The 22,275-nt window shown below is 70.6% G+C and carries 14 protein-coding genes and 1 tRNA gene; 8 read left to right on the forward strand and 7 right to left on the reverse strand.

All coding sequences use genetic code 11. From position 1 onward, the window contains the following. The first annotated feature begins 37 nt into the window (after positions 1-37). Positions 38-122 (forward strand) — tRNA-Leu (locus FQY79_RS04935). Between the two features lie 167 nt (positions 123-289). Next, complete coding sequence (locus FQY79_RS04940) at positions 290-781, forward strand: COG4315 family predicted lipoprotein (protein ID WP_146311346.1); 492 nt, start codon at positions 290-292, stop codon at positions 779-781. A 98-nt stretch (positions 782-879) separates the two neighbouring features. Here the strand turns inward: FQY79_RS04940 and FQY79_RS04945 are convergent, their stop codons facing one another. Further along, positions 880-1,473, reverse strand: a complete 594-nt coding sequence (locus tag FQY79_RS04945; protein WP_146311348.1) for a GIY-YIG nuclease family protein — start codon at positions 1,471-1,473, stop codon at positions 880-882. A gap of 194 nt (positions 1,474-1,667) precedes the next feature. On the opposite strand from FQY79_RS04945, the gene FQY79_RS04950 reads away from it, so the two are divergent. Beyond that, a complete protein-coding gene (locus tag FQY79_RS04950; protein WP_146311350.1) occupies positions 1,668-2,168 on the forward strand; it encodes a YciE/YciF ferroxidase family protein in 501 nt (166 codons plus the stop codon). 81 nt (positions 2,169-2,249) lie between these two features. Here the strand turns inward: FQY79_RS04950 and FQY79_RS04955 are convergent, their stop codons facing one another. The 4 genes from FQY79_RS04955 to FQY79_RS04970 all read right to left on the reverse strand — a co-directional run bounded on the left by FQY79_RS04955 (position 2,250) and on the right by FQY79_RS04970 (position 8,751). Then, positions 2,250-3,092, reverse strand: a complete 843-nt coding sequence (locus tag FQY79_RS04955) for an aldose 1-epimerase (protein WP_146311352.1) — start codon at positions 3,090-3,092, stop codon at positions 2,250-2,252. After that, positions 3,082-4,104 carry a glycoside hydrolase family 43 protein gene (locus FQY79_RS04960; RefSeq protein WP_146311354.1) on the reverse strand — a complete coding sequence of 341 codons (1,023 nt, stop codon included), beginning with the start codon at positions 4,102-4,104 and terminating at the stop codon, positions 3,082-3,084. Before FQY79_RS04960 ends, FQY79_RS04955 begins: the two co-directional genes overlap by 11 nt. A gap of 22 nt (positions 4,105-4,126) precedes the next feature. After that, positions 4,127-5,617 (reverse strand): MFS transporter, encoded by a 1,491-nt coding sequence (locus FQY79_RS04965; protein WP_146311355.1) that lies wholly within the window; start codon positions 5,615-5,617, stop codon positions 4,127-4,129. A gap of 221 nt (positions 5,618-5,838) precedes the next feature. Beyond that, positions 5,839-8,751: a TonB-dependent receptor gene (locus tag FQY79_RS04970; protein ID WP_186759795.1), complete on the reverse strand. Its 2,913-nt coding sequence runs from the start codon at positions 8,749-8,751 to the stop codon at positions 5,839-5,841. A gap of 363 nt (positions 8,752-9,114) precedes the next feature. On the opposite strand from FQY79_RS04970, the gene FQY79_RS04975 reads away from it, so the two are divergent. From FQY79_RS04975 to FQY79_RS04995, 5 genes are all read left to right on the forward strand, one after another. Further along, positions 9,115-10,398, forward strand: coding sequence for an MFS transporter (locus FQY79_RS04975; protein WP_146311359.1), 1,284 nt, complete (start codon positions 9,115-9,117; stop codon positions 10,396-10,398). Positions 10,399-10,469: 71 nt separating this feature from the next. Next, complete coding sequence (locus FQY79_RS04980; RefSeq protein WP_146311361.1) at positions 10,470-13,334, forward strand: glycosyl hydrolase 115 family protein; 2,865 nt, start codon at positions 10,470-10,472, stop codon at positions 13,332-13,334. A 297-nt stretch (positions 13,335-13,631) separates the two neighbouring features. Continuing rightward, entirely contained in the window at positions 13,632-15,053 is a 1,422-nt protein-coding gene (gene uxaC / locus FQY79_RS04985) for a glucuronate isomerase (RefSeq protein WP_146311363.1), read from the forward strand. 357 nt (positions 15,054-15,410) lie between these two features. Further along, positions 15,411-16,523, forward strand: a complete 1,113-nt coding sequence (locus FQY79_RS04990; RefSeq protein WP_146311878.1) for an endo-1,4-beta-xylanase — start codon at positions 15,411-15,413, stop codon at positions 16,521-16,523. 31 nt (positions 16,524-16,554) lie between these two features. Next, positions 16,555-18,153: a glycoside hydrolase family 43 protein gene (locus FQY79_RS04995; RefSeq protein ID WP_146311365.1), complete on the forward strand. Its 1,599-nt coding sequence runs from the start codon at positions 16,555-16,557 to the stop codon at positions 18,151-18,153. Positions 18,154-18,549: 396 nt separating this feature from the next. On the opposite strand, the gene FQY79_RS05000 is transcribed toward FQY79_RS04995, so the two are convergent. Both FQY79_RS05000 and FQY79_RS05005 read right to left on the reverse strand, forming a co-directional pair. After that, the gene (locus tag FQY79_RS05000) at positions 18,550-19,860 is read right to left on the reverse strand and encodes a GntT/GntP/DsdX family permease (protein WP_146311367.1); all 1,311 of its coding nucleotides are present in this window, start codon (positions 19,858-19,860) and stop codon (positions 18,550-18,552) included. A 27-nt stretch (positions 19,861-19,887) separates the two neighbouring features. Further along, entirely contained in the window at positions 19,888-21,918 is a 2,031-nt protein-coding gene (locus FQY79_RS05005; protein ID WP_146311370.1) for a YjhG/YagF family D-xylonate dehydratase, read from the reverse strand. Between the last annotated feature and the right edge of the window lie 357 nt (positions 21,919-22,275).

Raw genomic sequence — 22,275 nt, forward strand, 5'->3', positions numbered from 1 at the left:
CATCGGAGCCGCCGCACCGCAACATACGCGGCCACCTGCCCAGGTGGCGGAATTGGTAGACGCACTAGTTTCAGGTACTAGCGGGTAAAACCGTGGAGGTTCGAGTCCTCTCCTGGGCACCAAGACACGGCACTCGAGCGCACTCGGGTCCACGCGAGAAACCCCGCGCCAGGCGGGGTTTTTTGTGCCCGGGCGCCGGCTCGCCCGGCCGGCCGCCGCGCCACGCACCTTGATGCTCCGGTCACGACCGGGCCGGCAGCATGCCCGGGATCCGAACCGGAGACCGGACATGATTGGCAGGACCCTGCTTCCCGCGCTCGCGCTGGCCCTGCTGGCCGGCTGCGGCTACGACGCCACCCCGCCCGAGCGGGCGCCGGACCCGGCCGCCGCCGGCGCCGCGCCAGCGGCGCCGGCCGAATCCACCCCTGCCCCGGCGGCGCAGCCGCTGCTGGTGCGCGAAGATCCAGGCCACCTGGCCGACGCCAGCGGCGCGGCGCTGTACTTCCTCGAAGGCAACCGCGACGGCCGCCGCTGCGACGACGCCTGCGAGCAGGTCTGGCCGCCGGTCACCAGCGACGTCCCCAACCCGTCCGCAGGGCCCGGCGTGGACGCTTCCGCGGTGGGCACCCTGCAGGGAGGCGACGGCCGCAACCACGTGACCTATGGCGGCGAGCCGCTCTACCGTTACGCCGGCGACCGCGGCGCCCGGACCACCACCGGCGACGACGTCGAGGACGAATGGGGGCGCTGGCGGCTGGTGACGCTGGGCGAGGGGCAGTAACCCGCGGGTGGCAGCCAGGCCCGCGGGCGGTCCGCAGCGCCGGCGGCAGCGCCACCGCAGCCACGCATGGCGGGGCCCTCGGGCGCGGCGTCGAGGCATCAGCGCCCCGACCCTGGCTCCAGCCCGGTGCACCACGCGCGGCGGTAGGCCCGGTAGCGCCGGGCCATCGCCGGCGGCAGCGCGTGCACGACCCCAAGCCCGAGCGCGGGCCAGGCGTCGAGCACGTCCGCGATGCGCGTCCAGGCCTGCGGCGCCAGCGGCTCGTCGGCGGCGACCTCGCGCAGGCAGGCCTCGGCCCACTCGTACAGCAGCGGCTCCTCCCCGCGCAGCCGCTCGCGCCACCAGTCCAGCGCCGGTGCCCACACCGCATGCCCGCGGCCGGCCTCCTCCGCGACCGCGTCCAGCACCTGCGGCATCGCCCCGCGATACCACTCGGTCGCGCCTCCCGCCGCGGTCGCCACGGTCAGCGGCGCCGGTGCGTTCCACTGGCGCAGCCGGCGGTGCAGCGCGGTCTCCAGGCGTCGCGCGTCGCCCCCGTCCTCGAACCGCACCACCACGCTGCGCGCCAGGTCAAAACCCTCGTAATAGCGGGCCGAGAACGACCGCACCCGCGCCAGCGGATCCACCGAGATCCCGATCTTGGCGAGGTCCTCGCAGAACAGCGGCAGGACATAGAGGTGGCGGGCGGGCATGGCGGCGGAGGGGATCGGCGCCGGCGATGCTGCCCCGGCCGGGTCGCGCGGGCTGCGATGACGGGCGCGGCGGCAGCCAGGCAAGGATGCGCCGAGGACGTTCGCGACGGGTGAACGCGCGGCGCGGAATCCTTCACCACCGGTTCCCCGGCCGATCCCTAGAGTGCGCCACTCCCCACCGAAGGAGCACGACCATGGCGGTCAAGACCCTCGAAGAGCTTTTCGTCCATCAACTGTCCGACATCTACAGCGCCGAGAAGCAGCTGACCAAGGCGCTGCCGCGCCTGGCCCGCGCCGCGGCCGCGGAGGAACTGTCGGCCGCGTTCGAGGCGCACCTGGAGGAAACCCGGGGCCAGGTCGAGCGCATCGACCAGGTGGTCGAGCTGCTGGGCATCCGCCTCAAGCGGATCAAGTGCGCGGCGATGGAAGGCCTGGTCGAGGAAGGCAAGGAGGTGATCGACAGCGTGGAGGAAGGCCCACTGCGCGATGCCGCGCTGATCGGCGGCGCGCAGAAGGTCGAGCACTACGAGATCGCGGCCTACGGCACCCTGTGCGCGCTGGCCAGGCAGCTTGGCTACCGCGACGCCCTGCCCCTGCTGGAGGCCACTCTCGAGGAGGAGAAGGCGACCGACCGGAAGCTTACCCTGCTGGCGGAAGGCGGCGGCAACCAGCGCGCGGCCGCGCAGGCGGCCTGAAGCACCGCACCGGTGGCGGCGCGGTGGCGGCGCGTCGGCAACCTCCTGCCCCGCCATCGGACCGCCGCCGCGCGCGGCCGCCTACTCCCAGCGCAGCGAGAACCGCGCCGCCAGCGTTTCCCCCGGCTGCAGCGCCTGCCCGGGCACCAGGTTGAACGCATCGGGCGGGGCGGTCTGCGGCTCGACGCAGGTCGCGAACGCCGGTGCGTCGTACACCACCCAGTCGCTGCACTCCGACGCCAGGCGGATGCACTGGCCGCCGCGGTACAGCACGACCTCGCGGCGGTTCACGAAGCAGTCGTCCCAGGGGCCGGGCTGGACCGGTCCCGGCGGCAGCACGGCGATGCCCTGGGAATCGCGCGGGTACATCGCCTCGGGCTCGAACACCATGCGTTCGGGCTTGCGGAACCACGGATGCCAACCGATCGCCACCGGCATCGCCTGCGCGCCGGCGGTGACCGACAGTTCCAGCGCCAGGCCGCGCCCCGACACCTCGATGCGCTGTGCCGCGGTGCCGCCGAACGGCCAGCGGTGGTCCTGCGGCAACGCCAGTTCCAGCCGCGCGTGGCGCGGGCCGTGCGAATGCAGCGTCCACGGCACGAGGAACCCGACGCCGTGGATCGCGTGGTCGCCCAGGTTCACCGGCAGCCGGTATTCCCGCCCTTGGAACGCGAAACGCCCCTCGCGGATGCGCCCGCACCACGGGACCATCGGATAGCAGCCCCAGGCGATCGCCGCCTCGGCCCCGTGCTCGCCGTGGCCGACCAGCTGCTCGACGCCGTCGCAGCGGATCTGCGCGATCCGTCCCCCGGCCCGGGCCGCGATGTCGACCTCCAGCGCGCCGTCGCCGATGGTGACCAGCGGGCCAGGCGCGAGCGGGGTGGCCGGCCCGGGCCCTTCGCCGCCGGCGGCGTCATCCACCATACGGGTGCAGCGTCCTGATCCGTCCCTGCGCGTCGTGCTCGATCTCCACCACCTTGGCCGAGCGCAGGTGGGTCACCCCGCCCGAGAGCAGCGAGTCGTGGTAGTACAGCCACCAGCGGCCGTCGAACTCGACGATCGAATGGTGCGTGGTCCAGCCCACCACCGGCTCGAGGATCCGGCCCTGGTACACGAACGGCCCGTACGGGTTGTCGCTGGTGGCATAGCACAGGTAGTGGGTGTTGCCGGTGGAGTACGAGAGGTAGTAGCGGCCGCCGTACTTGTGCACCCACGGCGCCTCGAAGAAGCGGCGGTCGTGGTCGCCGGCGCGCAGCGGCTTGCCGTCCTCCGGGTCGAGGATCAGCACCTCGCGCGGGGTTTCCGCGAACTGCTTCATATCCTCGGTCAGCCGCGCGATGATCGGGCCCAGGGCCGGTTCGTCGTCGGCCGGCTCCTCGTGCGCCGGGTCGTAGCGGTTGTCGCGGTACTTCTGCAGCTGCCCGCCCCAGATGCCGCCGAAGTACATGTAGAACTCGCCGTCCTCGTCGCCATACACCGCCGGGTCGATCGAGTAGCTGCCGCGGATCGGCTCGGGCTCGGCCTTGAACGGGCCTTCCGGCCGGTCGCCCACCGCCACCCCGATCTGGAAGATGCCGTCCGGGCGCTTGGCCGGGAAGTACAGGTAGTACTTGCCGTTGCGCGTCGCCGCGTCCGGGGCCCACATCTGCCGCTCGGCCCACGGCACGTCGTCCACGCTCAGCGCCAGGCCGCAGTCACGCGCCGGGCTGGTGGGCGAGTCCTGGACCAGCACGTGGTAGTCGCGCATCTGGAAATGGCCGCCGTCGTCGTCGAACGCCGCGCCGGCCTCGATGTCGTGCGAGGGATAGATGTAGATCTTGCCCTCGAACACGTGCGCCGACGGGTCGGCGGTGTAGATGTGGGTCACAAGCGGTTGCGAGATCGCCTTCGCCTTGAGGGCTTCGATCTGCTCGGGGGTGTATTCCTGGTCGGCCATGTCGGGACTTGTTTCCTCCGGGTCAAGCGGCCTGGCCGGCGTGGCGCGCGGCCAGGTCGTGTTCGATGCGCGATTCGGTCGCCTTGTCGATGCGGTAGAAGAACAGCAGCGCCACCGCGACGAGGAACGGGATCGAGCAGTACAGGCTCACCGACAGGCGGATGCCGTCGATGGCTTCCTGGCTCTGCGCCTGTTCGCCGGCCTGGTAGCCGTGGGTGGACAGGATCCACGCGACCAGCGCGCCGCCCACCGCCAACCCCGCCTTGAGCCCGCACAGGATGGCCGAGAAGATGATCGCGGTCGCGCGCCGGCCGTTCTTCCATTCCGAGTAGTCGGCTACGTCGGCCACCATCGCCCACAGCAGCGGGATGGTGATGCCGTAGAAAAAGCCGTGCAGGATCTGCGACAGGAACACCAGGCCGATCGCATCCGGCCGGAACACGTAGAAGGCGAGCATGAACAGCGTGGACACGAACAGGAACACGCCGTACACGTCGCGCTTGCCGAAGCGGTCGGCCAGCTTCTTGGAGAAGCCGATGCCCACCACCATGAAGATGATGCCGCCGGCGTTGAACAGGCTGAACGCGGAGGTGGTCGCGTCCTCGGGCCACTGGAAGCCGGACAGCCCGATCCCGGTCAGCGCGGCGTTGAGGCCGGCGATGAACCCGTTGAAGCCGATCCGCTCCAGGAACGCGGCCATCGCCGCCTCGTCCAGGTAGTACTCGAAGTAATAGACGTAGGTGCCGCCCTTAAGGGCCAGGGTGATGAACACCAGCACGGTGACCAGCAGCAGCACCAGCCACGGCCGGTTGTGGACCAGGTCGGACACGTCCTGGCGGATGGTCGACTTCTGCTCGGGCGGCGGCACCACCCGCTCGCGCGTGGTGAGGAAGGTGATGACCATGAAGATCGTGCCCACCACCGCGAACAGCAGCATCGTGTTCTGGAAGCCCTGCACCCGGTCGCCGTCGCCCAGGATCAGCACCAGCGGCAGCAGCAGCGACTGCACCACCAGCTGCGCGACCATCACCGCCACGAAGCGGTAGGCCGACAGGCTGTTGCGTTCGCCCATGTTGCCGGTGAGCACGCCGCTCAGCGCCGAGTACGGCAGGTTGTTGGCGGCGTACACCAGCACCAGCAGGGTGTAGGTGGCCGCGGCGTAGAACACCTTGCCCTGCGGCCCCAGGTCGGGCGTGGTGAATGCCAGCAGCGACAGCACGCCGAACGGCACTGCGGTCCACAGCACCCAGGGGCGGAACTTGCCCCAGCGCGAGTTGGTGCGGTCGGCCAGCACCGCCACCAGCGGGGTGAACACGAAGGCGCCGAGCATGCCGACGACGAAGATGATCGTCGCCGCGGTGCCGGCGGGGATGCGGTAGATGTCGGTGTAGAAGAACGCCAGGAACGTCGTGAGCGTCTGGAAGATCAGGTTGGCGGCGAGGTCGCCGAGGCTGTAGCCGACCTTCTCGGTGACCGACAGCCGGTCGGTCCGCGTGTTCTGTGCCGTGCTCATGGCGATGCGAGGTTCCCGTGTGGTGTCCGGATCGATGATGCCGGCGCGCAACCTGCCGCGCCAGCGCCCCCTGCGACGCGGCCGCCTTTCGGCGGCCGTCTCCCGAAGGATCGCATTTTCCGCCGCCCCGGTGCACTCCCCCCGAAAAAGATCACGACCCGCCCGGCGCGCGGCGGCGCCGGAGGGGTCGTGGGGAGAAAACAGTCCCGGGAGGCAGACGGTCAGAACGTGCCGCGGATCCCCACCAGGAACGTCCGTCCGGGCTCGTAGATCTCGCCGGGGACGTTCGGGAACGCGAGATAGTTGCGGGTGTTCTTATTCGTGATGTTGAGGACGTTGAAGGTCAGCTGCGGGCTGGACGGCAGCCACGACAGCGTGTAGCTGGCCGACAGGTCGAGCTGGCCGCGGTCCTCGCCGAAGTACTGGGCGTAGGTCAGGCCGCCCTCGTTGTTGCCCAGCGCGCGCTGGGCCGACCCCTCTACCCAGTTGTACGACAGGCGCACCGAGGCGACGTCGTTCTCCCAGTAGGCGGTGGCGTTCCACATCACCGGCGCGATGCCGAACAGGTTGCCGGCCAGCTGGTCGGCTTCCTGCCCGGTGGGCTCGAGGTCGATGTCGGTGTAGTTGGCCATGAAGCCCAGGCCCTGGAACACGAAGTCCAGCGGCTGCACCCAGATCAGCTCCCAGCCCTGGATGTCGAGGGTCGCGTTCGCGTTCACCTGCTGGCGCACGTTGATCGGCGCGTCCAGCCCGCCATTGGCGTTGAGCGCCGCCAGCTGGTTCTCGCTCAGCGCATCCAGCGGGATGCCGAGTTCGCGGAACGGGCGCACGGTGATGCCCTGGTAGGTGTAGCCCGACACCCGCTTGTTGAACAGGGTCAGCGCCACCATGCCCTCGTCGCCCGTGTACCACTCCAGGCCCAGGTCGAAGTTGGTCGACAGGTAGGGCGACAGGTCCGGATTGCCCTGGTCGGCGATCTCGGCCGACGGATCGGAGAAGGTGGTCGCCGGCAGCATCGAGCGCGGGTTCGGCCGGGTGAGGGTGCGCGAGCTGGACATGCGCAGCACCCAGTCATCGGCCACGTCCCAGCGCAGGCTCATCGAAGGCAGCCACTCGTCGTAGCTTCCCTCCAGCGTCTGCCACTGGCGATCGGCGCCCAGGGTGACCGGGCCGGAGATCTCCTGGTCGGTGTCGACGTAGCGCACGCCGGCGTTGAAGCGCAGGTTGCGATTCCAGACCTCGGTCTCGCCGTTGACCTCGACGTAGGCGGCGAAGTTGCGCTCGTTCACGCCGCCCGACGCCGCGCCCACCGACTGCGAGGAGTTGACCTCGGGCGCCTCGTCGAAGAAGCGCTGGTAGTCGGTGGCACGCATGAACGCGTCGAAATCGACGGTGATGAAGCCGTACGGGCCGGGGCGCAGGAAGTTCGGGATCTGCGCGTCGGGCACGGTCTCGAACACGTTCGCCTGCCACTCGGCGCTGTTGTCGAAGCCGACGATGGTGCGGTAGAAGCGGTCGTGCGCGACGCCGACCTTCAGGTTGTTCACCTCGTCGCCGAAGCGCAGGTCGGCGCGCAGGCGGCCGGCCTCGGTCACGCGCTTTTCGTTGTTGAGGTTCACGCGGCCGCCGCTCCAGCTCCAGCCGGCGTTCGGATCGTTCAGGTCCAGGCCGCTGGTGAACACCGGATGGTCGCCGTCGTTGACGTACTCGACGGTGGTGAACGGCGAGGCGGGCAGGATCGTGGGCGACTCGCGGAAGAACCAGCTGCGGCTCCAGTTGGCCTGTACATCGAGCTGGATGCTCTCGTCCTCGCCGAACCAGAACGTCGCGCCCGGATTGATGTTCCAGTACTGCACCTCGTCGCGGTACGGGCGTGCCTCCAGGAAGAACTGGGCGTTGACCAGGGTGGCGCGGGTGACGACGTTGTTGGCATCGAGCTGCATGTTGGTGGGGATGAAGCCCACCGGCCCGAAGGTGCGCCCGACCAGGTTCATGTCGATGCGGTCGTTCTCGTAGTTCGCCTGCGAGTACAGCGCATCGACGTAGAAGTGCATCCGGTCGTTCGGGCGCCACTCCAGCGAGCCGACCACGGCGTCGCGCTCGCGGTCGCCGGACATGTCCACCGGGCGGGCCAGGCGCGGGAACAGCGCCTCGGTGATCTGGTCGATGGTCAGCCCCGGGTTCTGCGCCATCAGCCACTCGGCATCGATGGTGTCTCCCGGTGTCATCCCGGCCCCGAGGGTCGAGGCGTTGTCCGGGACGGTATTGGGCATCTGCAGGCTGCCGCCTCCGCCGGGGTTGCACTCGGCCGGGCGGTTGTTGAGCGGATCGACGCCTTCGGGCGCGGCCAGGCCGCACTGCTGATAGTTCAGGGCGGGGTTCATCCAGCCGACCGATTCCCAGCCGCGCACCGCCATCCGGGTACGCACCACCGAGGCGCCGACCATCGCGCCGAAGGTGCCCTCGTCGTTGGTCCAGCTGTACATCGCCGAGCCGCGCGGGTTCCACTTCTCGCCGATGGTGTTGTAGTCGAACTGCCCCGAGTAGTTGAAATGGCGGCCGGGGATGTCGAATGGACGCATGACACGCATGTCGACCACGCCCGAGATGCCGCCTTCGGGCAGGCTCGCCTGCGGCGACTTGTAGACCGTGAGCTTGTTGAAGAACTCGGTCGGGAACAGGTTGAGGTCGACCTCGCGGTTCTGGTTGCCGCGGTTGAGGCCGATCGAGGCGGTGGCGGCCTCGCCGCCGTTGATCAGGGTCTTGGTGAAGCTCTGCGGCAGGCCGCGGATGCCGACGTTCAGGCCTTCGCCGTTGACGTCGCGGTCGATCTGGATGCCGGGGATGCGGGCCAGGGACTCGGCGATGTTGGTGTCCGGGAACTTGCCGATGTCCTCGGAAAAGATGCTGTCGGTGAAGCCGGTGGCTTCGCGCTTGGCCTCGGTCGAGTACTGCAGGCTCTGGCGGTAACCGGTGACAACCACCTGGTCCAGATCGACCGGGCTCTGGCGTGCAGCGGCTGGCGCCGGCGCGTCTTGCACGGCCTGCTCCTGGGCAACGGTCGTACCGGCCAACCCGATCAGGGCCAGACCAAGGGCGTGAGACAACGCTGTTCTTGCAATTCGGACTTGCACGGAACTCCCCTCCCGATACATGGCGCACACTTTTCGGTGACACCGGTGGACTTTTGTGCCTCGTGCCCCCGCAGGGGCGCATGCACGACTCGCCCCGTCGGGAGTGGCCGGCGGATGGTAGCGCTATCAGATTCCACGGCACACGCTGCGTCGCAGCATCGGGCGCCGCTCCACTCCGCGCCCCGGAAAGGGTGTCCGGACGGACAGCGTTGTCGTTCCGGTCCCGTGCCCGCCTGGCGCGCGCGCGCGCCCCGAATGTGTTACTGATAGCGCTATCACGAATCGCGAGGGGGAGAGCGATATGAACCCACGTGGTCGCGGCAGGACGACCCGCAACGCGCCCGCGCAGCGGACGCAGGCGCCGTGAACGCGTCTGCCTCCTCCGCGTCCGGCCGGGCCGGCCACTACCGCTGGGTGATCTGCGCGCTGCTGTTCTTCGCCACGACGATCAACTACGTCGACCGCGCGGTGCTGGGCGTGCTCGCGCCTACGCTTTCGGCGGAGTTCGGCTGGAGCGAGCAGCAGTACGGAGTCATCAGCGCCTCGTTCACCCTCGCCTACGCGATCGGCTTCCTGGTCGCGGGATGGTTCATCGATCGGGTGGGCACGCGCGTTGGCTATGGCGTGTACCTGACGGTGTGGTCGCTGGCGGCCGCCGCGCACGCGCTGGCCAGATCGGTGGCCGGTTTCAGCCTCGCGCGCTTCGTGCTGGGCCTGGGTGAATCGGGCAACTTCCCGGCGGCGGTGAAGACCGTCGCGGAGTGGTTCCCGAAACGGGAGCGGGCTTTTGCCACCGGTGTCTTCAATGCCGGATCGAACATCGGCGCCATCGTCGCGCCGCTGTTGGTGCCCTGGCTGGCGCTGACCTGGGGCTGGCGCACCGCGTTCGTCGTCACCGGCCTCGCCGGCCTGGTCTGGCTGGCGTTCTGGCTACCGGTGTACCGCCGCCCCGCCGAGCATCCGAAGGTCTCCACTGCGGAGCTGGAACTGATCCACAGCGATCCGCCGGACCCGCCGGTCAAGGTGTCCTGGCCGCGGTTGCTGCGCTTCCGCCAGACCTGGGCGTTCACCGCCGGCAAGTTCCTCAGCGACTCGGTCTGGTGGTTCTACCTGTTCTGGTTCCCGATGTTCATGGCCGACCGCTTCGGCGTGGACCTGCGCACGATCGGGCTGCCGATGGTCACCGTGTTCCTGCTCGCCGACGTGGGCTCGGTCGGCGGCGGCTGGTTCAGTTCGTTGCTGATGAAGCGTGGCTGGAGCGCGAACGGCGCGCGCAAGACGGCGATGCTGGTGTGCGCGCTGTGCATCCTGCCGGTGGTGTTCGCGCCGCACGTGGAAGGACAGTGGGTGGCGGTGTGGCTGATCGGGCTCGCGGCCGCAGCGCACCAGGGCTTCTCGGCCAACCTGTTCACGCTCACCTCCGACATGTTCCCGCGCGCCGCGGTGGCTTCGGTGGTGGGCATCGGCGGCTTCGCCGGCGCGATGGGCGGCTTCTGCATGAACCTGGGCGCAGGCTGGCTGCGTGAGTCGACCGGCAGCTACGCGGCAATGTTCATGATGGCCGGCGGCGCCTACCTGGCGGCCCTGCTGGCCATCCACGTGCTGGCACCGCGGCTGGCGCCGGCGCAGCTGGAGCCGCAGGCATGAGCGGCCGGCCCAAGCCGTGCGCCCGGCCGCGACCCGCGCGGACCGGTGCCGTGACGCAATGGGGACGATCGATGGGACGAAAGCGTTTGCTGCTTGCCTGCGTACTGGCGCTGCTGGCCGCCCTGCCCTGCGCCGCGCTGGCCCGGTCCGACTGCGCTGCGCCCGCAGCCGTGTGCGAGGCGCGCACCGGCGAGGCGATGCCGCTGGTCGAAACCGGCGTGCCCGTGCGCGTGCTCGTGGACGACGCCGACTTCCCCGCCGTGCACCGCGCGGCCGAAGCGTTGCGCGAGGACCTCGCCGCGGTGTCCGGCGGTACGCCGGATCCGGCATCGCGCACCGCGATCATCGCCGGCACCCTCGGCCGCAGCGCGCGCATCGACCGTATCGTGGCCGCGCACGGCATCGACACCACTGGCGTCGCCGGCGCCTGGGAAGCCTACCTGCTGCAGGTGGTCGAGCGCCCCGAGCCGGGCATCGACCGCGCACTGGTGGTGGTCGGCGCCGACCGGCGTGGCACCGCATTCGGCCTGTACGAGCTCTCGCGCCGCATCGGCGTCTCTCCCTGGACCTGGTGGGCGGATGTGCCGCCACCGCGCCGCCAGCAGCTGTACGTCGCGCCGGGACGCTTCACCGACGCGCCGAAGGTGAGGTACCGCGGCATCTTCATCAACGACGAGGAGCCCGCGCTCGGCGGCTGGACCCGCGCCACCTTCGGCGGCACCAACCACAGGTTCTACGAGCGCGTGTTCCAGCTGATCCTGCGTCACAAGGCCAACTACCTGTGGCCGGCGATGTGGCAGCCGCGCGCGTTCTATGCGGACGATCCGCGCAACGGAGAACTCGCCGACGAGTACGGCGTGGTCATCGCCACCAGCCACCACGAGCCGATGATGCGCGCCCACGACGAGTGGTCGCGGTTCGGCAAGGGCCCGTGGGACTACGCCCGCAACGACAAGGTGCTGCGCGAGTTCTGGCGCGGCGGCATCGAGCGCCTGCAGGGCCGCGAGGCCGTGGTCACGCTGGGCATGCGCGGCGACGGCGACGAGGCGATGACCGAGGGCACCGCGATCGCCCTGCTCGAGCGCATCGTCGCCGACCAGCGCAGGATCATCGCCGAGGTGACCGGCCGTCCCGCGGAGGAAACTCCACAGGTGTGGGCGCTGTACAAGGAAGTGCAGGACTACTACGACAAGGGCATGCGCGTCCCGGACGACGTGACCCTGCTGTTCGCCGACGACAACTGGGGCAACATCCGCCGGCTGCCGGATCCCGCCGACAGGCGCCCCGGCGGCTACGGCGTGTACTACCACTTCGACTACGTCGGCGGCCCGCGCAACTACAAGTGGATCAACACCACCCAGGTCGAGCGCGCCTGGGAGCAGATGCGCCTGGCCTGGGCCCACGGCGTGGACCGGGTGTGGATCGTCAACGTCGGCGACATCAAGCCGATGGAGCTGCCGATCAGCGCCTTCCTCGACCAGGCCTGGGACCCGGACCGCGCCGACCCCGACTGGATCGCGCGCTACCCGGCCGCGTGGGCGGCCGAGCAGTTCGGACCGGCGCATGCGCCGGAGATCGGCGAAATCCTCACCGCCTACACCCGCTACAACGCGCGCCGCAAGCCGGAGCTGGTCGACGCCGACACCTGGAGCCTGCTGCACGACCGCGAGGCCGAGCGCGTGCTCGCCGAATGGGACGCGCTCGAGCAGCGCACCCTGGCCCTCGCCGGCAGGATCCCGGCCAGCCATCGCGACGCCTGGGTGCAGCTGGTGGAATATCCGGTCCTGGCCAGCGCCAACCTCAACCGCCTGCACATCGCCGCCGCGCGCAACAGGCTGTACGCGGCGCAGGGACGCGCCTCGGCCAACCGCTGGGCGGACGAGACCAGGCGCCTGTTCGAACGCGACGCCGAGCTGCAGCGCCTGTACGAGCACGGGATCGCAGGCGGCAAGTGGATCCACATGATGTCGCAGGCGCGCATCGGCTACACCCACTGGCAGCAGCCCGAGCGCAACGTGCTGCCCCCGCTGGCGCAGGTGGACGTGCCCGAGCGCGGCGTCACCGGCGTGGCGGTGGAAGGCGACGCGCGCGGCTGGCCGAGGCCGGCGCAGTCGCCGCGGGTGCCGCCGCTGGACCCGGTCGCCGCGACCACGCGCGCGATCGTGGTCTACAACCGCGGGCGGCAGCCGGTCGGCTTCACCGCGCGTTCCACGGTGCCATGGTTGAAGGTCGCGCCGGAATCCGGCGAGGTGCCGGACGCGCTCGAACTGGATCTGGCCGTGGACTGGTCGAAGCTGTCCGAAGGCGAACACGAGGCGGTGGTGGCGATCCGCGGCAGCGACCGCACCGAGGTCTACGTGCGGGTGCCGGTGCGCAAACCGCCCGCGCATCCTGGCGCGCGCGGATTCGTGGAGGGCGACGGCGTGGTCGCGATCGAGGCTGCCCGCCATGCGCGCGCGGTGCCGCCGCCGGGCGGCGAATGGCAGGAGATCCCGAACCTCGGGCGTACGCTGTCGGGCGTGACCGCGTGGCCGGCGACCGGCCCTGCACTGGAACCGGGCGGCGACGGCGCGCGACTGGAGTATCCGCTGGTGCTCGACGCTGCCGCCGAGGTCGAAGTGCGCGTGGTGGTCTCGCCCACGCTCGATTTCCGCAACCGGGGCGGGCTGCGCTACGCGGTCTCGCTCAACGACGGCGAGCCGCAGCTGGTGAACGTCCGTCTCGACCCGACCCCGGGCGACCGCGACTTCCAGGCCTGGGAGCGCGCGGTGATCGACAGCGTGCACGTGGCCAGGTCGCGGCACGCCGCGACCGCGGGCGCGAACACGCTCAAACTCTGGCTGGTGGATCCGGGCCTGGTGTTCCAACGCATCGAGGTGGTGACCACGCCACGCGAGTGCGGGACGCTGGGGCCGGTGGAAAGCCGGCGGCGCTGAGGGTTGCTGCCATGCCCCGGTGAAGCATTGATCGACACGATCCCCCGCTTGCGGGGGAAGGCCGGGATGGGGGATGGCCGGCGCGACTTCCCTCCCCCACCCCAACCCTCCCCCGCAAGCGGGGGAGGGGGAGCAGGACAACTCCCTCCCCTGCTTGCGGGGGCGGGCGCTTGCAGATGCCTTCCCGTACGCGGGACGGCTGTTTGAACCATGCCTTCCGCGCAGGCGGAAGGCAGACACGCCGCCCCTCGCCGCCTGCGAGCGATGGGCTCCGACACCTCCTCCATTGCCGAATTCATGACCGCCGCAAGACCGCTGAACCTGCACCCGGACCGCCTGTTCCCGTCGGACCCGACCCAGCGCGCCATCGCGCGCCGCCTGTACGCGGAGGTGGCCGGCCTGCCGATCGTCAGCCCGCACGGCCACACCGACCCGGCCTGGTGGGCCGTGGACGCGCCGTTCGCCAACGCCACCGAGCTGCTGCTGGTGCCCGACCACTACGTATTCCGGATGCTCTACAGCCAAGGCATCGACCTCGACGCACTCGGCATCCCGCGCGCCGACGGCTCGCGCGCGCAGGTCGATCCGCGCGAGGCCTGGCGCCTGTTCGCCCGCCACTACCACCTGTTCCGCGGCACCCCTTCCGCACTCTGGCTCGACCACGTCTTCCACGAGGTCTTCGGCCTGCGCGAGCGCCTGTGCGCCGACAGCGCCGACCGCTACTACGACGCGATCACCGATGCCCTGCAGACCGCGCCGTTCCGCCCGCGGGCGCTGTTCGAGCGCTTCAACATCGAGGTCATCGCGACCACCGAGTCGCCGCTCGATCCCCTCGCCCACCACCAGGCGATCCGCGACAGCGGCTGGCGCGGACGCGTGGTCACCGCCTACCGGCCGGACCCGGTGATCGATCCCGAGCACGAGCAGTTCGCCCAGTCCCTCGAGCGCTTCGGCGAGATCACCGGCGAGAACGTCTACGACTGGGACGGCTACCTGCGCGCGCACCGCCAGCGGCGCGCCTTCTTCGCCTCGATGGGCGCGACGTCCACCGACCACGGGCATCCGACCTGCGCCACCGCCGACCTCCCGCCCGACCAGGCCCGCGCCTTGTTCACCCGCGTGGTCACCGGCAAGGCCGACGCCGCCGACGCCGAGCTGTTCCGCGCCCAGATGCTCACCGAGATGGCGGCGATGAGCCTGGACGACGGCCTGGTAATGCAGATCCACCCCGGCTGCTTCCGCAACCACAACCGCGCCCTGTTCGAACGCTACGGCCGCGACAGGGGTGCGGACATCCCGTTGCGCACCGACTACGTGCACGGGCTCAAGCCGCTGCTCGACCGCTTCGGCAACGAGCCGCGCTTCCGCCTGGTCCTGTTCACCCTCGACGAGAGCACCTACTCGCGCGAACTCGCGCCGCTGGCCGGGCACTGGCCCTGCCTGTACCTGGGTCCGGCGTGGTGGTTCCACGACTCGCCCGAGGGCATGTGGCGCTTCCGCGAGCAGACGCTGGGTACCGCCGGCTTCTACAACACCGTCGGCTTCAATGACGACACCCGCGCGTTCCTGTCGATCCCGGCCCGCCACGACGTCGCCCGCCGCATCGACTGCGCGGTGCTGGCCAAGCTGGTGGCCGAACACCGGCTGGAGGAAGACGAAGCCGCCGAGGTCGCCCGCGACCTCGCCTACCGTCTGCCGAAGGAGGCCTACCGGCTGTGAAGCGACCCACCGCACCCTCGCCGCGCGTCCGCCCCCATCCCAACCCTCCCCCGCCAGCGGGGAGGGACTCGGCACGACGCACGATCGGACGCGACGGAGCGGGAATGTTGCGGACACGGCCTTACCCGATACTGCAGGAACGGCACGGCCACGCCCCTTCCCCCGCTTGCGGGGGAAGGCCGGGATGGGGGCAAGGGCCGCGCAGCGGCGGGCTTTTCAGCGGGACTGCCCCCCACCCGCCGCTCCCCCGCAACGGGTGAGGGCGACGCACCTGCCGCCCGTGACGCCCGCAGACCCGATTCGACGGAGATCCCGATGAGCAAGCGCACAATCTTCCACGCAATCGCCGCCATCCTCATGCTCGCGGGCGCCCCGAACACCGTCGCCACCCCGCCGACGACGCTCAAGGACGCCTACGCAGATGCGTTCCTGTTCGGCACCGCGGTGAACGCCGACATCGTCTCCGGCCGCGACGCGCGCGCCCAGGCGCTGGTGCCGCTGCACTTCAACGCGATCACGCCCGAGAACGTGATGAAGGCGGAGGCGCTGCTGCCCGAACCGGGCCAGTGGGACTTCGCCGACGCCGACGCCTTCGTCGAGTTCGGCCAGCGCCACGGCCTGTTCATGGTCGGCCACACCCTGGTCTGGCACAACCAGACGCCGGCCTGGTTCTTCCAGGACGACGACGGCGCGCCCGCCGGACCGGCCGTGATGCGCGAGCGCATGCGCGACTACATCCATACCGTGGCCGGCCGCTATGCCGGCAAGGTGCACGCCTGGGACGTGGTCAACGAACAGATCGGCGAGGACGGGCAGTACCGCGACACGCTGTGGACCCGCGCCTACGGCGGCGACGGCGACGCCCTGCTGCGCGACGCCTTCCGCTTCGCCGCCGAGGCCGCGCCCGACGCCGAGCTCTACTACAACGACTTCAACGCCTGGCGCCCGGAAAAGCGCGACGGCATCGTGCGCATGGTCAGGATGCTGCAGGAGCACGGCATCCGCATCGACGGCGTCGGCATCCAGGGCCACTGGGGCCTGAACTACCCGTCCACCGCGCACATCGAGGCCGCCATCGACGCCTACGCCGCGCTCGGGGTCAAGGTGATGATCACCGAACTCGAGGTGGACGTGCTGCCGCTGACCAGGGAAGGCCAGATCATCGGCCAGGGCCTGATGCACCCGCAGTTCGAGCTGCCCGAGTTCAAGCGCTTCCTCGATCCCTACCGCAACGGCCTCCCCGACGAGGTGCAGCAGCAGCTCGCCGACCGCTACGCCGAGCTGTTCCGCATCTTCCACGGCCGCCGCGACAAGCTGCACCGGGTGACAGTGTGGGGCGTGGAGGACGGCATGTCGTGGAAGAACGGCTACCCGATCCCGAACCGCACCAACCATCCGCTGCTGTTCGACCGACAGGGCCAGGCCAAGCCCGCGCTGCGCGCGGTGCTCGCGGTTCCGTCCGCACCCTGAGGCCTCTTCCACCCGGACAGGCGACGCCACCATGCCCATTGTCCCGAACCCCGTCCTGCGCGGCTTCCATCCCGACCCGTCGATCGTGCGCGTCGGCGACGACTACTACATCGCCACCTCCACTTTCGAATGGTGGCCGGGCGTGGCCATCGCCCACTCGCGCGACCTCGTCCACTGGCGCACCGTGCGCCCGGCGATCACCCGCGCGTCCCAGCTCGACCTGCGCGGCCGCCCGAACTCCGGCGGCGTCTGGGCGCCGGCGCTGAGCCACGCCGACGGCCTGTTCCACCTGATCTACACCGACGTGCGCGGCTGGACCGGCGAGTTCAAGGACGTGCGCAACTACCTCGTTACCGCGTCGGACATCGAGGGCCCGTGGTCGGAGCCGATCCACCTCAACAACTCCGGCTTCGACCCGTCGCTGTTCCACGACGTCGACGGCCGCAAGTGGCTGGTGAACATGGTCTGGGACCACCGCCCGGGCCACAACAGCTTCGGCGGCATCCTGCTGCAGGAGTACGACCCGTCCGCGCGCGCCCTGGTCGGCCCGATCCACAACATCTTCCGCGGCACCCCGCTGGGCCTGGTGGAGGGCCCGCACCTGTACCACGTCGACGGCTGGTACTACCTGCTGGTGGCCGAAGGCGGCACCTTCGCCACCCACGCCGCCACCGTGGCGCGTTCGCGCCGCATCGAAGGCCCGTACCAACCGATGCCCGACGGCCCGCTGCTCACCAGCGCCCACGACCCGTCGCTGCGCCTGCAGTCCGCCGGCCACGGATCGCTGGTGCAGCACGCCGACGGCAGCTGGAGCCTCGCCCACCTGTGCCGGCGCCCGCTGCCCAATGGCCGCTCCATCCTCGGCCGCGAAACCGCGCTGCAGGACATCGCGTGGGTGGACGGCTGGCCGCGCCTCGCCCACGGCACCCGTACCCCCGCGGACCACTTCACCGCGCCCGACCTGCCGCCGCATCCCTGGCCCGCCGTGCCCGAGCGCGACGACTTCGACGCGCCGCGGCTTGGCCCGCATTGGCAGTCGCCGCGCGCCCCGATCGACGAGGCCATGGCCAGCCTCACCGCCCGCCCTGGCTACCTGCGCCTGTACGGCCGCGAGAGCATCGTCTCGCGCTTCGAACAGAGCCTGGTCGCCCGCCGGCAGCAGGCGTTCCGGATCGAGGCCACGACCTGCGTCGAGTTCTCCCCCGAGGACTTCCAGCAGATAGCAGGCCTGGTCGCGTTCTACAGCACCGACAGCTTCTACTACCTGTTCCTCTCGCGCACCGGACACTCGCGCCGCTGCCTGGGCCTGATGCGCTGCGAACGCGGCCAGGTCACCTGGCCGGTGGAGAAGGAATACCCGCTCGACGACTGCGAGCGCGTGTACCTGCGCCTGGCCATCGACTACGACCGCATCCGCTTCGCCTACTCGCGCGATGGCGAGCTGTGGAGCGCCGTGGGCTGGGAACACGACGCCTCGATCCTGGCCGACGAACACGCCGTGCCCTGCGGCTTCACCGGAAACTTCGTCGGCATCGCCTGCCAGGACATCAGCGGCCGGCGCCTGCACGCGGACTTCGACTGGTTCGAGTACCGGGAGTTGGGTGACGCGGCAGAAAGCGGCACGAAATAGGTGCACTCCCACGCATCGGGCCGGAACCGCCCGCGGCGGCAACCGTGCAAGTGCGGCCATCGGGGCCACAAGGGCGCGGCAGGCTGTTCACTTGCCCGGGACTGCACGACAGCAAGGCCAGGCTCGACTCCGGGATGACCGCGGCCTCACTGACCACTGCGGTCCGCCACCGACCAGCGCGCTGCAAAAGGATATGGGGCGCGGGCGCCCCGTTTGCTTCCGTTGACGTCCATCGCTGCGCACAGCTCTGCCAGAGATGCAGTCAAACGGGCGGCCCGGCACGTGTCGTCAAGCGCCTTCGCAGGTTGCCTGGCTCCGGGAGCCAACGGCTTGCTCCAGTGCCGGAAGAGGTTCCCGCGCCTTCCCGTCCTCGCGGGCGGACGCGACTTCCGGATATCACCCCACCACCAGTTCCAGCAGCAACACCCCCGCCAGGCCCACGATCGAGATGGTCGTCTCCATCACCGTCCAGGAAGCAAACGTCTGCTTCATGGACAGGTTGAAGAACTCCTTGAACATCCAGAACGCGGAGTCGTTGACGTGGGAGCCGAACACGCTGCCGGCGCCGACGGCGAGCACCATCAGCTCGGGCGAGGCGCCGGTGGTGGCGATCAGGGGGCCGACGATGCCGGCAGCGGTGATCACGGCGACGGTCGCCGAGCCGATCATCACCCGCAGCAGCGCGGTGGCCAGCCAGGCGAAGATCAGCGGCGGCATGTGCCAGGCTTCGCTCAACGCGGCGATCTCGGCGCCCACGCCGCTGTCCACCAGCACCTGCTTGAACACGCCGCCGGCGGTGATGATGAGCAGGATCACGGCGATCCCGGCGATGGCGGCATTGAGCCACCTGGTCTGCGTCTCCAGGCTTGCCCCGCGGCGCCAGCCCAGCCACCAGAACGCGGCCAGGGTCGAGGTCAGCAGGGCGATGGTCGGGTTGCCGAGGAACAGCAGCGCGGTCCGCGCGGCGCCTTCCGGCAGCAGCGCGTCGGCCAGCACCGAGACGCTGATCAGCAACACCGGGGAGAGCGCGATCAGGAACGAGCTCCAGGCGCCCGGAAGCTCCTTGTGCCCGGTGTTGGAGGCGAACAGGTCGAGCATCGGCGGGTTGATCACCTGCATCCGCCGGCCGAGGAACGGGCCGGCGATCACCACCGCGGGGATCGCCATCACGATGCCATAGAGCAGGGTCTTGCCCATGTCCGCGCCGAAGGCGTTGACCAGGATCACCGGGCCCGGGTGCGGCGGCAGGAAGCAGTGGGTGGTGCTGAGCGAGGCCACGGTGGGGATGGCCAGGTACAGGATCGGCAGGCCGGTGCGGCGCGCCAGCGAGAAGATCAGCGGCAGCAGGATGATGAAGCCGGCGTTGAAGTACAGCGGGATGCCGACCAGGAATCCGGTCAGCAGCAGCGCCCACTGGATGTTCTTCTCGCCGAAGCGCGCGATCAGGGTGTTGGCGATCTTCTCCGCCGCGCCGCTTTCCTCCAGCACCTTGCCGAGGATCGCGCCGAGCACGATCACCAGCGCCAGCCCGGCGAGCGTGCTGCCCACGCCGTTGTCGATGGTCTTGAGCAGCTGTTCGGGCGACATGCCCAGCGCAAGGCCCATCGGGATGGCGACCACCAGCAGCGACAGGAACGGGCTGAGCTTGCGCGAGGTCAGGAAGATCTGCAGCGCGATCGCCACTGCGATGATCAGGAACATGGTCATGCGGTGCGCCCTCCCCGGCGGCTGCCGTCAGTTCTGGTGCGTGTCCGTGCCTGGTGCGTCGTGGTTGCGCGCGCGCAGCGCCTCGCGGCCGGCGCGCAGGGTGTCGAGAATGCGGTCGACGTCGTAGACGCAGCCGCCCCAGGTACCGCCGCTCGCGTCCTGCAGTGCGGCCCACAGGCGGGTGTCGGCAGGCAGCTTCGGATGCGGGGCGATGGCGGGATGCACTTCGCGCGTGGCCAGCAGTGCCGCCGCAACGCCCGGATCGAGCGGTGCCTCGCGGTCGGTGCCGATGAAGTCGAGCCGGCCTTCGAGGCGGTTGCGGTCGATCTTGATCCGGATCACGTCGCCGTCGCGCAGGCGCCCGATCGGGCCGCCGGCCAGCGCTTCCGGGCCCACGTGGCCGATGCAGGCGCCGGTGGACACGCCGGAGAAGCGCGCATCGGTGATCACCGCCACGTGCTTGCCCCACGGCAGGTGCTTGAGCGCGGAGGTGAGCTGGTAGGTCTCCTCCATGCCGGTGCCGGCGGGGCCGCAACCGGCGAGGACGATGATGTCGCCCGCGCGCACGGCGTCGTCGCCTTTCGACTTGATCGCGCGGATCGCGTCGCGCTCGGTGGCGAACACCCTCGCCGGCCCGGTGTGGCGGTAGACGTTGTCGGGATCGACCACCGACGGATCGATCGAGGTGGCCTTGATCACCGAGCCGTCGGGCGCGATGTTGCCGCGCGGGAACACCAGCGCGCTGGTCAGGCCGGCGGCGCGGGCCACGTCAGGCGCCATGATCACGTTGTCGGGGTCGACGCCATCGACCTCGCGCAGGCGTTCGCGGGCGATGCGGCGCGCGTCGCTGTGCTCCCACCAGTCGAGGTTCTCGCCCAGGGTGCGGCCGGTGACGGTGAGTACGTCGAGGTGCAGCAGCCCCATGTGCCGCAGGTGCAGCATCACCTCGGGCACGCCGCCGGCCAGGAACACCTGCACCGTCGGATGGTGGCGAGGGCCGTTTGGCAGCGCGTCCACCAGGCGCGGCGTGGCGCAGTTGGCGCGGATCCAGTCGTCGACCGTGGGGCGCTGGACGCCGGCGGCGTGCGCGATGGCCGGCACGTGCAGCAGCAGGTTGGTCGAGCCGCCGAACGCGGCATGCACCACCAGTGCGTTCTCCACCGCCTCGCGGGTGACGATCGCCGACAGCGGCGTGCCCTGACCCGCCAGCGCCATCAGCGCCAGCGCGGACCGGCGCGCGATGTCGGTCCACGCCGGTTCGCCCGAGGGCGCGAGCGCGCTGTGCGGCAGCGCGATGCCGAGCGCTTCGGCGACCACCTGCGCCGTGGCCGCGGTGCCGAGGAACTGGCAGCCGCCGCCCGGCGATCCGCAGGCGCGGCAGCCCATGGCCGCGGCGTGTTCGAGGTCGATCAGGCCGTGCGAGAAGCGCGCCCCGATGGTCTGCACGATCGCCGTGTCCTCGGCGCCGCGCGCGGGAAGCGTGACCCCGCCGGGCACGACCACGCCCGGCAGGTCGCCGCAGCCTGCCAGCGCCAGCATCATCGCCGGCAGGCCCTTGTCGCAGGTCGCCACGCCGAGCACGCCGCGGCGGACCGGCAGCGAGCGCACCAGGCGCCGCATCACCACCGCCGCGTCGTTGCGGTACGGCAGGCTGTCGAACATCCCCGCGGTGCCCTGGGTGCGGCCGTCGCAGGGATCGGAGCAGGCGACCGCGAACGGCAGCGCGCCGTGCCCGGCGAAGGTGCGCGCGGCGGTGCGCACCATCTGGTCGAGTTCCCAGTGGCCGGTGTGCAGGCCGAGCGCGACCGGCTGGCCGTCCTCGGCGCGCAGGCCGCCCTGGGTGCTGACGATGAGGTACGGATCGCGCCCGACTTCCGACGCGCGCCAACCCATGCCGGCGTTCTGGGTCATGCCGAACAGGTGCCCGCTCGGCGCCTCGCGCAGCATGCGTTCGTCGATCGGCAGCCGACCGGGCGGCCCTTCGCCGGACGTGCGCGAAGCGGCGATCGCCGACCCGTCGCCGAGCAGGACGTCGAGGGCAGGCGGCGTGGGGGTCATGCGCGGCGATCCATGTGGGTGACCGGCCGGCACGCAAGGCGTGCGCAGGCCCCTTCCCCCGCGTGCGGGGGAAGGCTGGGATGGGGGCAAGGGACGCCTGGCGTCACACGCAGCCCCATGCGCCGCGGGGCCCCCACCCCGGCCCTCCCCCGCAAGCGGGGGAGGGAGCAGGCACGGGTGCGATCAGCGGTCAGGGGCCGCGGATCACGCAGTCGCGCTTCCGCAAGCCTGCATGCACGGCGCAGGCGCACCTCTTCCCCCGCGTGCGGGGGAAGGCTGGGATGGGGGCAAGGGACGCCTGGCAGCACACGCAGCCTCATGCGCGCGGGGGCGTCCCCGCCCCGGCCCTCCCCCGCA

The sequence above is a fragment of the Luteimonas wenzhouensis genome (genome assembly GCF_007859305.1).
GTDB classification, from domain to species: Bacteria; Pseudomonadota; Gammaproteobacteria; order Xanthomonadales; family Xanthomonadaceae; genus Luteimonas; species Luteimonas wenzhouensis.

Bases quoted from the DNA above. Each gene is read 5' to 3' on its own strand.
- FQY79_RS04940 (WP_146311346.1), top strand. From the start codon at position 290: ATGATTGGCAGGACCCTGCTTCCCGCGCTCGCGCTGGCCCTGCTGGCC.
- FQY79_RS04945 (WP_146311348.1), bottom strand. From the start codon at position 1,473: ATGCCCGCCCGCCACCTCTATGTCCTGCCGCTGTTCTGCGAGGACCTC.
- FQY79_RS04950 (WP_146311350.1), top strand. From the start codon at position 1,668: ATGGCGGTCAAGACCCTCGAAGAGCTTTTCGTCCATCAACTGTCCGAC.
- FQY79_RS04955 (WP_146311352.1), bottom strand. From the start codon at position 3,092: ATGGTGGATGACGCCGCCGGCGGCGAAGGGCCCGGGCCGGCCACCCCG.
- FQY79_RS04960 (WP_146311354.1), bottom strand. From the start codon at position 4,104: ATGGCCGACCAGGAATACACCCCCGAGCAGATCGAAGCCCTCAAGGCG.
- FQY79_RS04965 (WP_146311355.1), bottom strand. From the start codon at position 5,617: ATGAGCACGGCACAGAACACGCGGACCGACCGGCTGTCGGTCACCGAG.
- FQY79_RS04980 (WP_146311361.1), top strand. From the start codon at position 10,470: ATGGGACGAAAGCGTTTGCTGCTTGCCTGCGTACTGGCGCTGCTGGCC.
- uxaC (WP_146311363.1), top strand. From the start codon at position 13,632: ATGACCGCCGCAAGACCGCTGAACCTGCACCCGGACCGCCTGTTCCCG.
- FQY79_RS04990 (WP_146311878.1), top strand. From the start codon at position 15,411: ATGCTCGCGGGCGCCCCGAACACCGTCGCCACCCCGCCGACGACGCTC.
- FQY79_RS04995 (WP_146311365.1), top strand. From the start codon at position 16,555: ATGCCCATTGTCCCGAACCCCGTCCTGCGCGGCTTCCATCCCGACCCG.
- FQY79_RS05000 (WP_146311367.1), bottom strand. From the start codon at position 19,860: ATGACCATGTTCCTGATCATCGCAGTGGCGATCGCGCTGCAGATCTTC.
- FQY79_RS05005 (WP_146311370.1), bottom strand. From the start codon at position 21,918: ATGACCCCCACGCCGCCTGCCCTCGACGTCCTGCTCGGCGACGGGTCG.